The sequence below is a fragment of the Cellulophaga baltica genome (assembly GCF_900102165.1).
In the GTDB taxonomy this organism is placed as follows: domain Bacteria; phylum Bacteroidota; class Bacteroidia; order Flavobacteriales; family Flavobacteriaceae; genus Cellulophaga; species Cellulophaga baltica.
Genome location: NZ_FNBD01000016.1, coordinates 15,301 through 30,329 on the forward strand (window position 1 = coordinate 15,301; position 15,029 = coordinate 30,329).

The 15,029-nt window shown below is 34.3% G+C and carries 11 protein-coding genes; 7 read left to right on the forward strand and 4 right to left on the reverse strand.

The features are described from left to right. Positions 1 to 38: 38 nt before the first annotated feature. Positions 39 to 248 (reverse strand): hypothetical protein, encoded by a 210-nt coding sequence (locus BLQ19_RS18870; protein WP_029445635.1) that lies wholly within the window; start codon positions 246 to 248, stop codon positions 39 to 41. Positions 249 to 291: 43 nt separating this feature from the next. Here BLQ19_RS18870 and BLQ19_RS20955 point away from each other — a divergent pair, with 43 nt between their 5' ends. From BLQ19_RS20955 to BLQ19_RS18885, 3 genes are all read left to right on the forward strand, one after another. Beyond that, entirely contained in the window at positions 292 to 1,596 is a 1,305-nt protein-coding gene (locus BLQ19_RS20955) for a sugar phosphate isomerase/epimerase family protein (RefSeq protein WP_083332297.1), read from the forward strand. A 26-nt stretch (positions 1,597 to 1,622) separates the two neighbouring features. Then, positions 1,623 to 2,363, forward strand: coding sequence for a ThuA domain-containing protein (locus BLQ19_RS18880; RefSeq protein ID WP_074539363.1), 741 nt, complete (start codon positions 1,623 to 1,625; stop codon positions 2,361 to 2,363). 116 nt (positions 2,364 to 2,479) lie between these two features. Further along, positions 2,480 to 3,184, forward strand: coding sequence for a hypothetical protein (locus tag BLQ19_RS18885; protein WP_074539364.1), 705 nt, complete (start codon positions 2,480 to 2,482; stop codon positions 3,182 to 3,184). An 84-nt stretch (positions 3,185 to 3,268) separates the two neighbouring features. Here BLQ19_RS18885 and BLQ19_RS18890 read toward each other — a convergent pair whose 3' ends face one another. Both BLQ19_RS18890 and BLQ19_RS18895 read right to left on the reverse strand, forming a co-directional pair. Next, entirely contained in the window at positions 3,269 to 5,563 is a 2,295-nt protein-coding gene (locus BLQ19_RS18890; protein WP_074539365.1) for a TonB-dependent receptor domain-containing protein, read from the reverse strand. 26 nt (positions 5,564 to 5,589) lie between these two features. Further along, positions 5,590 to 6,885, reverse strand: coding sequence for a PQQ-dependent sugar dehydrogenase (locus tag BLQ19_RS18895; RefSeq protein WP_025614326.1), 1,296 nt, complete (start codon positions 6,883 to 6,885; stop codon positions 5,590 to 5,592). 450 nt (positions 6,886 to 7,335) lie between these two features. On the opposite strand from BLQ19_RS18895, the gene BLQ19_RS18900 reads away from it, so the two are divergent. The 4 genes from BLQ19_RS18900 to BLQ19_RS18915 all read left to right on the forward strand — a co-directional run bounded on the left by BLQ19_RS18900 (position 7,336) and on the right by BLQ19_RS18915 (position 13,946). After that, positions 7,336 to 10,563, forward strand: a complete 3,228-nt coding sequence (locus BLQ19_RS18900; RefSeq protein WP_083332298.1) for a ligand-binding sensor domain-containing protein — start codon at positions 7,336 to 7,338, stop codon at positions 10,561 to 10,563. 245 nt (positions 10,564 to 10,808) lie between these two features. Next, complete coding sequence (locus BLQ19_RS18905) at positions 10,809 to 11,960, forward strand: alpha/beta fold hydrolase (protein ID WP_074539367.1); 1,152 nt, start codon at positions 10,809 to 10,811, stop codon at positions 11,958 to 11,960. Positions 11,961 to 12,245: 285 nt separating this feature from the next. Then, positions 12,246 to 12,977: an MBL fold metallo-hydrolase gene (locus tag BLQ19_RS18910; protein WP_367888709.1), complete on the forward strand. Its 732-nt coding sequence runs from the start codon at positions 12,246 to 12,248 to the stop codon at positions 12,975 to 12,977. A 99-nt stretch (positions 12,978 to 13,076) separates the two neighbouring features. Further along, entirely contained in the window at positions 13,077 to 13,946 is an 870-nt protein-coding gene (locus BLQ19_RS18915; RefSeq protein ID WP_024479707.1) for a hypothetical protein, read from the forward strand. A 127-nt stretch (positions 13,947 to 14,073) separates the two neighbouring features. Here the strand turns inward: BLQ19_RS18915 and BLQ19_RS18920 are convergent, their stop codons facing one another. Further along, on the reverse strand, positions 14,074 to 14,625 hold the full coding sequence (locus BLQ19_RS18920; RefSeq protein WP_024479706.1) for a hypothetical protein: 552 nt from the start codon (positions 14,623 to 14,625) through the stop codon (positions 14,074 to 14,076). Positions 14,626 to 15,029 lie beyond the last annotated feature (404 nt).

Consider the following 15,029-nt stretch of genomic DNA (forward strand, 5'->3'; position numbering starts at 1 on the left):
CCTTATGCTTCGAAGGTAAATAGTTCACCATGCAGACACTATAATAAATTACGCATTGTATAGCATCCATGTGGCATTCCTCCGCCTCTATGAACACTTACTTTGACTGTATTGAAAATTATACACCCACAGGCGCAGATAGCTACATGGATCACTCCATCTCTAAAACCCATTGCGATGGCTTCCAAGGAGCATAATTGCCCATTTGCAACACCCGTTGCAATCATAGCTTCAAAGCTTATAGTCATACACCTGCAACTCAATTAAATTTACTTCTACAAGATTTAAAGGATGAATTACAATTTTAGTTTATATCGGTTTGCACATAAAACCGTAGTACTGCTTCTCTTCATAAGTGCAAATGCTGTTTTCTCACAAATGCAGATTCCCAAACAATCTGATAGATTACAACAGTATCTAGGGTTCTGGGTTAGTTCAATTCATTATAAGACCGATAGTGTGGCCAACCTACCGCTAATAAAAATGAACAATTATCCTAAAATAGATCATTCCGGAATGTCGGTTGATGTACTTCAACACAATGGAACATCGTACAAGCATACCTTAACAGAACTTATTGGGCACGACACCAAGACCGATTCAATTTTTGCATTGGGTAAAAGTGCCCAAGGTGAAATGTTTCTTGGTAAAGGTGGGTTTACTAACGACACAGACTGGATAATGAAAGACCGGGACTTTACAGGCAAAGAAACCATGACCGTTAGTTTTGATTTCAAAAATCAGACTGATGTGTACTTAAAGGGAGTAAACCCACAGAACGAAATGCTTTGGCAAACACGCTACATTAAAAAAAATCCGAAGCATAAAAATATAGGCATTCAGTTGGTTTCGGTACATGAAGAAATGCAGAAGAATCCTAAAGAGACCCTGAAGTACCTTGATAGAATGGGCTATAGCTATATTGAAACTTTTGTTTATAAAGATCGCTCTTTTTATGGCTTATCTCCAATTGATTTTAAAAAACTGGTAGAAGAAAATAACCTGAAATTTACGGGGTCCATGACATTTTACGACCTCCCAACCAATAACCATCAAGCTTGGAAAAAAGCTATGAAATGGTGGAAGGAATGCATCGAAGACCACAAACAAGCCGGTGTGGAATACCTTACTATATCCAACAATCAGCTTAAAGAAATTAAGACCCTTTCAGAACTAAAAAAGTACGCTGAATACTACACCGCTATTGGAAAACTATGCAAAGAAAGAGGCATCAGATTCGCCTACCATAACCATTCCGATGAATTTAAAACGGTAGAAAACAAAGTTATTTACGATTACCTTTTAGAGAACACTAACCCGAAATATGTTAGTTTTCAAGCCGACTTGCATTGGATGCATTTATCACAGATAAACCCCATTGACTATTTTAAAAAATACAAGAACCGGTTTATAAGCTGGCATGTAAAAGATTACAAAGAACTTGGGCAGAGTGGCAAAATGGATTTTGAGCTCTACTTTGAATATGCAGAAACGGCGGGTGTCAAATATATTGTAGCAGAAGTAGAAGCTTACAATTATCCCGTATGGTATAGCATCAATGCTGCTTGGAACTATTTATACTTTAACCTATTATAACCTTCTACTCTTAACACATAGATCTTATGAACACAAGAATTTTATCATTAACCTGTTTTATCATTTTTACCGGTAACCAAATGGCTTTTGCTCAAGACCAATTTAAGGTATTGCTATTCACCGTTCAAGATACGTGGCATTATGAGTGCATTCCCACTGCGGTAGTTGCTTTCCATCAATTTAAGTTCGATTGGACGCAAAGTCCTGAAGATCTTGCCTTAAAACTACCCTCATATGATGTGGTTGTCTTTTTAAATGCTGATGCTGATGTATTAACGGAGGACCAGCTTGATGTGCTAAAAACGCATCTCCATAACGGCAAAGGTTTTGTAGGAGTCCATTCAACCTCCGATAGTAAAATTAGAAACCTTTGGTTTGATAATCTTGTAGGCGGAGTTTTCAAAGACCACCCTCAATTTCAAACAGCGGTACTCACAAATCATGACGTGGATTTCCCCTCCAATATGCACCTACCCGAAAAATGGCTGTGGAGCGAAGAATGGTATAATTTTGAGCTTTTAAAATCAGAACATATTAAAGTACTCCTTTCCGTAGATGAAAACACGTATGATTATCAAAAAGGATATGATGAAATACCGCTTTTAGGTATGGGTAAAAACCATCCTATTGCGTGGTATCAATTTTATGAAGGAGGACGTTCTTTCTATACTACTCTCGGACATAAACCAGAAGCTTTCCATAATCAAACGTATTTAGACCATTTATTTGGTGGTATCTATTGGGCTGCGAATGGCGAGAAAAAATAAATCTTTTATTGACAGAGCGCTATGGTATAAATTTAATGGTCGGTATAGTACTATTTCCAGAAACAGCCCCTTTTTTTCATTAAACAAATCATCACTATCAATTAAAAACAATACCTATGCTAGCAGGACATTATACCACCGCATTAATCGTAAACCAAAAATTTCCAAAAGGGAGTTTACTCTATTTTTTAATAGCCTCGCAATTACAAGATTTATTGTGGTTCACATTTCATATAGTAGGCTTGGAACCTACAAAGCCCAGTGATGTACTAGATACTACGTTAAGTAATATGACGGTAGATATGTTGTATAGTCACGATTTGCTCCCTCAAATATTTTGGTTGCTTTTCATCTTTCTCGTCGGTAAAATTTTATTTAAAAGCACCAAAATTGGTGTTGTAGGTGCGGCATTAGTCGCTGGACACTTTATTTTAGATTTCTTTTCAGGTCACCCACATCATGTATTTGGAGCAGAAACTCCAGAGGTGGCTTTAGGACTTTATGCAACAAATGTTTACGTAGCTATAGCGATAGAAGCAGTTTTCAGTATTTTTATCCTGAGTTATTTCTTTAAACAAGAAGCACAAAGAGGAGTTCAACGTACTTCTAAAAACAAAGCTTCAATTATAGGCTTATTTGTATTTGGCATCGTTTTTATGCTATCAATTGCAACAACTTCATTTAGGCAATTACTTCATATACCTGATTTTAATTTGGGCTTCAATTCAAACATACCTACTTTAATAGCGACCTACCTAGGAATGATTTTGTATCTAAATTATTTCGTACCGAAGTTTCACCTTGATGAAAATGATTTTTGAGTGACCGTCATTATTTTTAAAATATCCAATTAGGTCTAATATATCTTGAAACGTTAAGATCATATACATGTTTATTGTCAGTGCTTAAAGTGAATATCTAATCTTCACTCCGCCAAACCAGTTTCTTGGCATTCCGGGATAATAATAACGAGGTTCAGCGCCTCCAAAACCTACTGCGTTTATGAGTATTGAAGAAGCATAGGCTTGGTCTGTAAAATTATTTATACCTACATTAACTCCTATAGAAAGTTGATCTGTAATATAATTTTTATAAGAAAACTGGCTATTAAAAATAGTATAAGCATCAGAGTATAGCGTATTTGCATCATTAAGGGGCATGTCACCTATATGAAGAACATTTGCATTGAAACTAAAATTCTTAAGTTCAAAACGTACTCCCCCATTCATTTTGTTATTGGGTACGCCAGTAAGGTCGTTACCTGAATAATCAGTTGTTCTATCTACAAAATCAATAAATCTATTTTGTGAAATTTCAGCATTGACATATGGCGAGATACTCCATCCATCCATTATTTTGTGGGTGTAAGAAATAGCAAGTTCCATACCTTTATGTTCTGTTTTCCCTGCATTTCTACCTATATACTGATCATCACCCACACGCTCTGCCACCAATAAATTATTTATATCTAGTAAATAAGCCGAAAACTGAAGATGTAGCGCACGATTAAATGCAAATACTTCACTACCTATTTCATAATTAAAACCTGTTTCTGGACCCAGTTCTGGATTAATGACGCCTTCTGGAGTTAAGGTTTCTTCAATAGACGGGTAGTTAAACCCACGGCTTACATTTACATAAGCTTTCATATTCGGCGTTAGTTGATATAGTACGTTTAGGTTGGGAGCAAAAATAGGATCAAAATTACGATCAGCATCTTTATTATTCATACCTGAATTAAGCACGTCTTTAAAGTCATAATTTGTTTTATTGATATTTACACCTAACTGCGCTTTTAATTTACCAGTGACTGGTACCGTTATTGTAGCAAAAACATTTAAGTTATTTCGGTTTTCTATGTTGTCACTAAGCAGTGAACCTTCTAAACTACCACCGCCCTCATTATCCTCGTACAAATTCTCTTTAGTTTTCCAATTGTATTGATCCTTATAAAATTCACCTCCAAAACTTAAACTTGCTTCTGTGTCCCAAAAATTAAAATCCTTAGCAAAAAGTGTCCGCATCCCATAACCATTAGTGAATTCGTCAAGTATATTAAAGGGTCTTGGTTCATAATGATCTAAGTAGTTGTAATATACAGCCGTAGTGTTACTGAAATTTTCAGAAAATAGATGCGTATAGGTTATTCCTGCAAGCAATTGCTTATTATCTTCATAACCTTGAGATGCGCCCCAGGTATATGCTGCTTGGGTAGGATCTTCTTCAAAGGCAGTTTTACTAATAGAACTCGGAATTTGAGCGTTATAATCTATATAATTAAACAATACGCCAACTTCATTTTTTTCATCAAAAGAATAGGTAGAATTTAAAAAAACAGTACTCCGCTCATACCTACTATTATCTCGAAAACCATCAAACACCATATGGTCATAATTCAGATTGAATGTCGAGTTATTAGCTGCGGTAGCCACAGATACACTATTTTTCATCAAACCATAACTTCCAAAGGTATTACTGGATTTTAGATAGGTCTCTCCGGCTGAAGCTTGTTTTGAATTCAGCAACAAAGTTCCACCAAGATTAGTTCCGTATTGTGTTGCCTTGGGGCCTTTCACTATTTCCATATCTAAAATATCCTCTGAATTGTACGCATCAATAGCTGTAGCTCCTGTACCATTTGTGATGGGAATACCATTAAAATAAGCTCTTATTTTATTAGTTCCATACAAGGTGCGCGATCCTACACCACGAATTACGATTCTGTTCGTATTTAAGGCACCGCTTTGTATATAAACTCCGGGGGTTTCATTGATGGCTGAAACCAAATCAACAGGACTATATTGATCTAATTTAACTGCTGTTATTCTAGAGCTTGGAATAATAATCCTACTTTGCTTTTGGTAGGTTGATGAAATAATGACTTCGTTAAGTAATTGCGTACCTTCTAAAACAGAAAGTTGAAACACGCTATTATCACTTGATACTATAAATTTTCTACTAGAATAACTTGGATGCTGAAGTTCTATTTTAAAAGGTAACTTCACTATTTCTTCAATGATAAAAACTCCATTTTCATCTGTGGTCGCAATTATTTTGGAATCCCGTAAAACGGCCACTTGTGAAATTGGAGTATCTTTTTCGTCAATGACACGACCATTAATATTTTGAGCATATATTTTGTTGATGGTAGCTATTATAAAAATAGCCACCACCATTAATTGTACTGGTAAAAATTTCATAAGATGGTAAAGTTGATGATCAGGAACTAATTGCTATAACTTACTTTCCAGATGGTATTTCCAGAATCGTCATTTACTAATAAATCTCCGGTTGGCGTTACGGTAACACAAACAGGCCTTCCGTATACTTCGGTATCACTATTTTCAGCAATAAATCCGGTAAGAAAGTCTTCAGGTTCCGAGACTGGTTTGCCGTCTTTAAAAGGAATAAAAACTACGCGATATCCAGAAAGTTCAGAGCGATTCCAAGAACCATGTTGTCCTACAAATACACCGTTCTTATATTTTTCAGGAAAACTATCTTGATCATAAAATGTTAAACCTAACGAAGCAGTATGTGATCCTACAGACACATCTGGCACAATTGTTTTTGCCACTAACTCTGGCGCAGCACCTTTTAACCTAGGGTCTGGTATATCCCCGTAGTATGCATAAGGCCAACCATAAAAACCACCTTGTTTTACACTAGTTACATAATCGGGAACTAAATTATCTCCAATTTTATCACGCTCATTCACAGCAGTCCATAGCTCACCATTTACAGGATTCCAATCCATTCCTACTGGATTTCTGAGTCCGCTAGCATATACTTTTTCATTTCCTCCATCTAAATCGACCTCTAAAATATTGGCACGGCGTACCTCTTCTTCCATTCCATATTCTGCAACATTACTTGCAGAACCTACTGAAATATAGATTTTATCTTCGGCTTTATTGGTAATTATATTTCGTGTCCAGTGATTATTGTACCCTCCTGCTGGAAGCGCTACAATTTTTTCTCCCTCAGATGGGTTTAATTTAGTCTGCCCGGCTTGGTAAGGATATTTATATAAACCATCTGTGTTAGCCACATAAAAATGATTTCTTATGATTAACATTCCTAGCGGCTGCTTTAGTTCTTCAAGAAACACTTCACGCATTTCAATAGTACCATCATTATTAGCATCTCTTAATAGAGTAATTCGTCCAGCACTATTTTTGGTATTGGCTTCACATACAAATATATCTCCATTAGGACCAATATAAGTCCACCGAGGGTTTTGGAATCCGTCTGCAAATTTCGTCACTTCAAAACCTTCTGGAGCTGTTGGCATCTTACCTGCAGGCCAAGCTACAAGTTTGTTTTGTTTTCGCACAGATTCTGTTGCATATGGTTTTGGTAAAATAAGCTCACCAATGGCAGTTTGCACCGTATCTGCTGGTTGTTGAGAAATCATTGCTTTCACATCTTCCGGTACTTCTATTTTATTTTTTTCTTTAGACTTACAACCAAAAAAAACTGTTGTAATTGCGACAGTTAATAGGGTAATAGTTTTCTTCATAATTAAAATTTTTATGAAAATATAAGATTCATCAGATGCTTTCTAACGCAATCGATTTTTTATTTAACATAAATAAAAAGTGATGAAATATCTTAAAAATAACAACTTCACTTCATGCGAAATCGCCCACGGTAAATGGAGAAAAAACACCCACTTCTGGTGTTTGAAACAAAGAACATTTAGGAAGATTTAAAAACATATTAATGGGGATGCCTTATAATCCCCTGAATAATACCGTGACAGACTGAAAGTCTGTAGCTTGTTGGATAGACTTTGATCTAAGCTTAAGACCATAATTAAATGATAGAAAATACCAACACTTTTTATATCTTTAGGATTAGTAAAGATGATTAAAATTAACAAACGCTATACATTCCTTAAAAAGAGAACGTTGCTTTTGCCTTTTGATAGTATTTTATGAATCTCATACTATAAAAACTTAACTGACAAATGCAGCATTCCCCCTCCAATACATTCTTTGCCATAGTATTTTTTGTACTTATGGCACTGAAGCTAAATGCGCAGTCTAAGAATCAATTTTTAGAAAAAGTTGGAATTGAGAATGGCCTATCTTCCAATTACCCTACTTGTGTTATTGAAGACTCTAGAGGGTTTATTTGGATAGGCTCTAACAACGGTTTGAACCGTTATGACGGATATCAATCTAAAATTTTTAAATATGACCCAAACGATAGTAATACCATATCTGAAAATTGGATAACGAGTCTCCTAGAAGATAAAGAAGGTAATATATGGATTGGTACAGAAGGTGGCGGATTAAATCATTACAATACAACTACCGATGTCATTACGAGATTCACTCATAAAAAAAATGATTCAACATCGATTAGTAGCAACGTAGTGCATCGCATATACGAGGATAGCCAGTCGAGATTGTGGTTAGGCACAAAAAATGGTTTGAATTTATTGGATCGTGATAAGCTAAGCTTTCAACATTGGATTCAACCCAATGAATGCCAACATTGTGAATTTTCTCTGAAAGCGATTACAGAGGATGAGAAAGGCAACCTTTGGATTGGAGATGAGTTTCAAGGTTTGTATTATTTTATGCCTACAAGCGGTAAGTTTTCCAGACCCCATTTAAGCTCCCCCAATAATAACTTGCTCCCTTCAAAATTCATAAACGATCTGTATTTTTCAAAAGGAATGCTATGGATAGGTACTGACAATGGTTTGGCTATAATAAACACAAAAACTGAACCATTTTCAGAGATGACATTAGACGGCAAACATAAAGATGCCGTTAGCACAATGTGCATCTGGAAAATTTATAATGACCATAATGGAAGTATTTGGTTATGCACAAATGGAAATGGTTTAATAAATTATAATATAGCAACTCACGAAACCACTATTTATAAAGCCGATGGCAACTCCGCCTATAAAATTGGTAGCAATTCCATCGAAGATGTACTTGTAGATAAATCAAGAAATATTTGGATGGCCACGACAGGCAACGGGTTAAATAAATTTAATTTAAAAAACTTAAATTTTCATCATTGGGAGAAAGATAACGACGATCGTAATTCGTTAGTAAATAATAATGTCCGGGCCATGTTACAAGACCTAGACGGCACTATATGGATAGGCACCAACAATGGCCTTAGCAGGTTTAATCCTAAGTCTAAGCGGTATCGAAATTATATAAAGGATTTTAATTACAGAGCTGATGTAAATACTACAAAAATACGTGCAATTTATCGTTCTCAAAATAATACCATATGGGTAGGTACCCAAAGTGGTGGACTCTATACCTACGATAAAAAACTCGATAAATTTAGCTTAGCACTAGGGTTTGCTGATAGCCCGTTGGCCACTAAAATAGGGCACATACAAAGTATTTATGAGCTTCAAGCTGGCCAATTATTGATTGGAACCGTAGGAGCTGGCCTGATTACGTACAACACTATCACCACAGAACTAAAACGTATCTATACCAATAGTGTACCCAATACCTACTTATTTAACTTGGACGTAAAATGCATGTTAAAAGCGTCTGAGTCCGAGGTATATATTGGAAGTGACAACGGACTACTCTTACTCAATACTAGCACGCTTAAATTTGAATCTTATATAAATGAAGAGGGTTGCACAAACTGTATTATTGGGAACAAAATCCGATCGCTATACCGTGATAAGAACAATAAATTATGGATTGGAACTAGAAGTGGCTTAGCACTTTTTGATCCAGAAACTAAAAAATTTGAACAATATAGCATCGAGAACGGTCTACCTAGTAATATTATTTTTGGTATTCTCTCTGGTAGTGATGGAAACATATGGCTGACTACCCCTAACGGATTGTCAAAGACAAACCCTGAAAATATACAATTCAAAAATATCACCATACCTGGAAATAATATTCTAGATATGGGAGGTCATTCTCAAGGGTTAAATGGAAACCTAATTGTAGGAGGCACCTCTGGGTTCACCATTTTTAATCCAAGTGATATAAAAAGTAATCCATACATTCCTACTGTTGTTTTTACAGAGGTTAAGATCAATAATGAATCTATGTCATTTGATCAAAGCATTTCCGAATTGAAAAGCATAGACTTATCTCATAACCAAAACAATATCACATTTGAATTTTCAGCACTAGAATTCACCAACTCACAATTCAATAAATACAAATACAAGCTAGAAGGATTTAATGATCAATGGATTGCCTATGGCAACAAACACGATTTGACTTTTACCAACTTAGATCCTAAAACGTATGTACTAAAAATAAAGGGTTCAAATAATGAAGGCATTTGGAATGAAAATGAAACCTCACTAACCATTACTATTAGTCCGCCTTGGTATAAAACACTATGGTTTAGAATACTTAGTATTTTACTCATTATAGGATCGATTTTTACCTTCTATTATTTACGGATTAAAAGGTTAAAGAGAACAAAAACCATGCTTCAAAATGAGGTGACTAAGCAAACTAAAGAATTAGTACGAAACAACAAGAAGCTTGAAGAGCTTGATAGAGAAAAAGATGGAATCATCGGGATTATGGCTCATGACCTCCGGAGTCCACTGAATAATATACATGGGCTTACACAACTTTTAGAAGGGAATGAAAATTTAGATGAAGAGCAGAAAACCTATCTTAAGTATATTAACAAATCTGTGAACAGTGGCAATAGTTTAATCACTGATTTACTATTCATGAGTAATGTTAATCACCCTGAAAAAACAATTGAATTAGCAGATATAAAACTTTCTGAATTTATTGAGGAATGGGAAAAAAGCTATATCACTAGATTAGATAAAAAAGATCAAAAACTTAGAAAATTTATTGATCATAAACCTTTGATAATTCATGCAGACCAAAAATTAGTAACCCGTATTTTTGATAACCTGATGACCAACGCTATAAAATTTTCAGATAAAGGTAGTACCATTGATTTATCAGTGAATTCAAGCAATGGTCTTGTCTATATTTCATTTAAGGATTATGGTCCTGGTATGTCTGAAGCTGATAAAAAAAGAGCCTTTAAAATGTTTCAAAAACTCTCTGCACAACCAACTGATGGTGAAAGCTCTCACGGATTAGGTCTGGCAATTGTTAAAACACTAGTTGAAAAACTAGAAGGGTCTATCAAAATACAAAGCACACTGGGGCAAGGCACAGCGTTTATCATCAGTTTACCTAAAAAATGAATATAAGACCCTTAATATCCGTTAAACCTCAGATAGCTTTCTAAAATATAATCGGCAATAGGGTGTACCCCTACATAGCAGTAATAAAGCTTGCTTATTTAAAAAATAATGGATATTTCCTATGTGTGGTATAACTTTTGTGACCTATTTATTTTTTAAAAAACATGTATGCGGAAACGAGTAAACCTTTTCCTCCTGCAACACCACTAGTTAAACCTCTTCATATAATTTAAACGACCACACCCATGAGACGCTTCCATTTTAAATTCTTTCTTATTTTGTTTTTACCATTTACCATGCATGCTCAAACCCTAGATACACTCGTAGATGTTGGAGGTTACCGTATGCATTTCAAAATAATAAAAGGAGAAGGGACTCCAATTCTTTTTGAATCAGGAGCGGATAGTGATGGTACTGTATGGGACCACCTATTAAATAAAATACATACGGTTACAGGTACAACGTTAATCACTTATGACCGATCAGGATTTGGGAAAAGTGAAGTAAATCCATCGCTAAAAAATGATTCAGATTTTGGAATCATTAATGGAATTAAAGAACTCGAGACAGGCCTTTCCAAGCTAGGATATAACAAGGATCTTATTTTAGTTCCTCATTCCTATGGCGGATTTTATACTCAATTATATGCATCACGACATCCTGATAATGTAAAATATATTATTCGTATTGATGCAAATTTAGTAGCACATTATACTGATGAAGTACTTCAAATGATGGGTGCACAGGGAGTTCCTCCTAAAACTCCTGAGACACTGGGCAGTTATTATCTTGGAACAACCTATCCTGAAACCGTTAAACTATTACGTACAATTAATTTTCCGTCTAACGTACCTGTTATAGATATTACTTCACCAATTAATAGAGGGTTTCCTGACTTTTATTGGACACTTGTACAAAACGCACATAAGAATTTTGTAGATGCGGAATCCAATCGGGTTCAACTTATTGCTGAAGGAAGCGGTCACAATATACATTTAGATAATCCTGGGCTAGTCATTAATGCGATTATTAAAGCATACGCACAAACGTTAAATGAGAACGATAAAAATGTACTGTTAGAAAAAGCATTGGATAATGCCATTGTGTTAGCTATTGCCGCTAAAAAGACAGAAACAGAAAATAAGCATTCAGAAAGTGACTTGAATGATTGGGCCTATACGTTTTTGAGAAATGAAGAATCAGAAAAGGCATTAGCAATTTTTAAATTAAATACCATGTTATTTCCAGATAGTTTTAATGCTTTTGATAGTTATGGCGAAGCTTTATTGCTATCCAATAATAAACCAGACGCTATTAAAATGTACGAGAAATCTATTGCATTGAATCCAGAAAATGAAAACGGAAAAGCTGTTTTATTAAAAATAAAACGAGAATAACAACCTATCGTATTACTAATAAATCAACCAAAAATGAAATACGCTTATAGAATACTACTCCTAGTTTTAACCTATTCTTGCGGAAATCAGCAATCTCCTCAGAAAACAGAAACCACAGAGTAACAGACTAAAGAACCAGATGAGACGCAATATCAAGGCAGTACATTTCTAAAAATCCTCGCAACGATTCAAGATGCTGGTTCTCCTCATATTGGTTGCAAAAAGGACTGTTGTAAAGACTTATTTGATCATCCAGACAAGAATAGACAAGTAGTTGCCTTAGGCTTGGTTGATAATGACCATGGTAATAAATACTTATTTGAGGCTACACCTGATATCACAAGACAAATGAAAGCCTTGGTAAAAGATGATACTCAAAACGAAATGGTAGACGGAATTTTCTTAACCCATGCGCATATTGGTCATTACGCAGGGTTAATGTATTTAGGTAAAGAAGCTACTAATGCAAAGAATATTCCTGTATTTGCTATGCCTAGAATGAAGAAATATCTAGAAACCAATGGCCCTTGGAGTCAGCTTGTTTTAAATAACAATATTAAATTGACTCCCATTGAAAATGAACAATCAATTTCTCTTTCTCAAAATCTAACAGTGACTCCCTTTGTAGTACCCCACCGAGATGAATATTCTGAAACCGTTGGCTATAAGATTCAAGGACCTAATAAAACCGCATTATTCATACCAGACATAGATAAATGGAATAAGTGGGATAAAAATATTGTCGCAGAAATTGAAAAAGTAGATTATGCCTTTTTAGATGCTACATTTTATAGGGGAAAAGAAATAGACAATCGTGATATTTCTCAAATCCCACATCCTTTTATTATTGAAAGTCTTGAGCGATTTAAAGCATTGGATACTTTGGAAAGAAATAAAGTGATTTTTATTCATTTTAATCATACCAATCCGGCAATTAACTTAGATAGTAATGAAGCAAAGGATATTTTAGATCAAGGATTTAATATTGCAAGGATTAATGACGTATACGGCTTATAACTATTGGCTTTGGTAAGCACTATGAAATAAACTAATCATTACACTGCAATGAATTATTCGTACTTGCGTTTTGATATAATTAAGGCATAGAAAAATCATATGAGAATAATATCCTACTCACAAAAAAGAATAGTTCATGATGTTGAAACACACTTTAAAGAAGTAATTGAAAAATATAATTTTTCAGTTAATCAACGTCTGGCTGCAAAATTAAATAAATCAGAAGACTTAAATGTTTTCTTGGAAAACGACTACTTGGTTATTTGTCTTGACTTTGAAGAATCTTATTCGTTTCTAAATATCAATTTTCAGTTTTATTTCAAAGTAGAATCAGAGTTTAAAGAAATTGAAAAAAAAGCAATCCACTCCCTTTTACATATTGATGATAATGCTTTCATAAAATGGACGACAGCCTACAATGATTCTAACCAAAACTCCATACAAAAAGAATATAAAGAGGGCTTATATGAGTTACAATTGACCAATGATTTATTTATTACATTTTATACTAATTTACTTGATGGCTCTCTAAGTTATTACAACTATTCAAGTTTTAATTATAAGCCTAAAAATTGGTTCCTACTTTATTTTAGTACCAGGCTACTAACTGCTGCTTCTTTCCTTATAGCCCTAGTTGCTGCAGGAGAAAGACTTTTTGATCGTTGGGAGGAACTTTCCATCAAAGCAATTATCGTTTTGTTATTTCTAACCGGTATCACCTATTTTGTATACCTAATTATGTTAAAACAAGTGGTTAAGAATGGATTTTACTCAAAAAAAACAATTGAATACTTGGAACCTGTAGGCTATGCCAATGCAGGAATGTTGGCTTTATTCTTTGGCTATGTCTTCGCTGACTCAAATATATTAAATACAACCGCTATTGTAAGTATCACAGTGATCTTCTCACTTTACATTTTTAGTTGTTACAAGCTTTCAAAAATTAGACAGTATTATTATATCTCATAGCTCTAAAAATTTCACGAGTCCAACAAAAAACTAATACTACAAACGCTCATTTTAAAAATGACAGTTTCAAATACAAAAAAGGCTATCTGATCTAGATAGCCTTTTTTTATTCCATTTAAAACGGAATCTATTTCATAACTTTTACGTCAATTGAAATTCTTTGAGCATTCAGCATATTTATTTTAAATGCACCAATCTTACCTTCGGCAGTTTCAAAAAGAACCACTTCTCTATACGTTATAGATTGTGCTTCATTATCATCCGAAACTGTCAAATCTTTAAGTAAGGTGTCATCTTCCATAGCATCAAATTCGGCTACAGTCATAGCTACATTGCTCACTTGTATTTTAGTAGACTTTGCCCCTTCAATTTCACTAAGAACATCATCTGCATCTGGGCTATTAAAAGCAATAAATGCTTGATTGGTTGCAGAAACTATATCAATATCCGCAATATTATCTGCGCTAATTTCAGCATAAGAATACGTTTCTCCAGTTGCTGTAGAAAATGCAATTCCATAATCTTCGGTATCAGAATCATCTAATTTTAATTCAATTCCCTCATAAGATAAAATCTCGTTATTTTCTTCCACTACAGGCTCATCGTTATCCTCTGAATCTGAACAAGATGTAAATCCTACAAATGCTACTAATAATGGTAATGCTAAAAATTTTCTCATTGTTAAGTTTTTATAATTAATAGACTTAAAACGATGAAAATATATTCTTATTATAATCTATATTATTATATTTTATTATAAACATATGACATTTAAGTCTTAAAAATGAAAATGATTCTCTCAAATACGGCACTAAAAATCACCAATTTTCTATAGTTCATTTAACCTAGTCTAAGCTTTGATCTGTCTAATTATATTTTTTAAAAATTAAAATCTACCCCACTGCAACAACCAGTGAAAAGAGTTTAATCTTTTGAAAAAAAATGCTTATAAATTTCTTTAGATGTTTAGCAAAAATGTGCTAGCCTTTGCTACTATTTATCTTAACACAAAATTAAGCACATAATTTAATCCTATTCTTACCTTTACGATACCCACATCTCGTACTGCCTTTAACTGGCTAT

Bases quoted from the DNA above. Each gene is read 5' to 3' on its own strand.
- BLQ19_RS20955 (WP_083332297.1), top strand. From the start codon at position 292: ATGAATTACAATTTTAGTTTATATCGGTTTGCACATAAAACCGTAGTA.
- BLQ19_RS18895 (WP_025614326.1), bottom strand. From the start codon at position 6,885: ATGAAGAAAACTATTACCCTATTAACTGTCGCAATTACAACAGTTTTT.
- BLQ19_RS18890 (WP_074539365.1), bottom strand. From the start codon at position 5,563: ATGAAATTTTTACCAGTACAATTAATGGTGGTGGCTATTTTTATAATA.
- BLQ19_RS18885 (WP_074539364.1), top strand. From the start codon at position 2,480: ATGCTAGCAGGACATTATACCACCGCATTAATCGTAAACCAAAAATTT.
- BLQ19_RS18870 (WP_029445635.1), bottom strand. From the start codon at position 248: ATGACTATAAGCTTTGAAGCTATGATTGCAACGGGTGTTGCAAATGGG.
- BLQ19_RS18900 (WP_083332298.1), top strand. From the start codon at position 7,336: ATGCAGCATTCCCCCTCCAATACATTCTTTGCCATAGTATTTTTTGTA.
- BLQ19_RS18880 (WP_074539363.1), top strand. From the start codon at position 1,623: ATGAACACAAGAATTTTATCATTAACCTGTTTTATCATTTTTACCGGT.
- BLQ19_RS18905 (WP_074539367.1), top strand. From the start codon at position 10,809: ATGAGACGCTTCCATTTTAAATTCTTTCTTATTTTGTTTTTACCATTT.
- BLQ19_RS18920 (WP_024479706.1), bottom strand. From the start codon at position 14,625: ATGAGAAAATTTTTAGCATTACCATTATTAGTAGCATTTGTAGGATTT.
- BLQ19_RS18915 (WP_024479707.1), top strand. From the start codon at position 13,077: ATGAGAATAATATCCTACTCACAAAAAAGAATAGTTCATGATGTTGAA.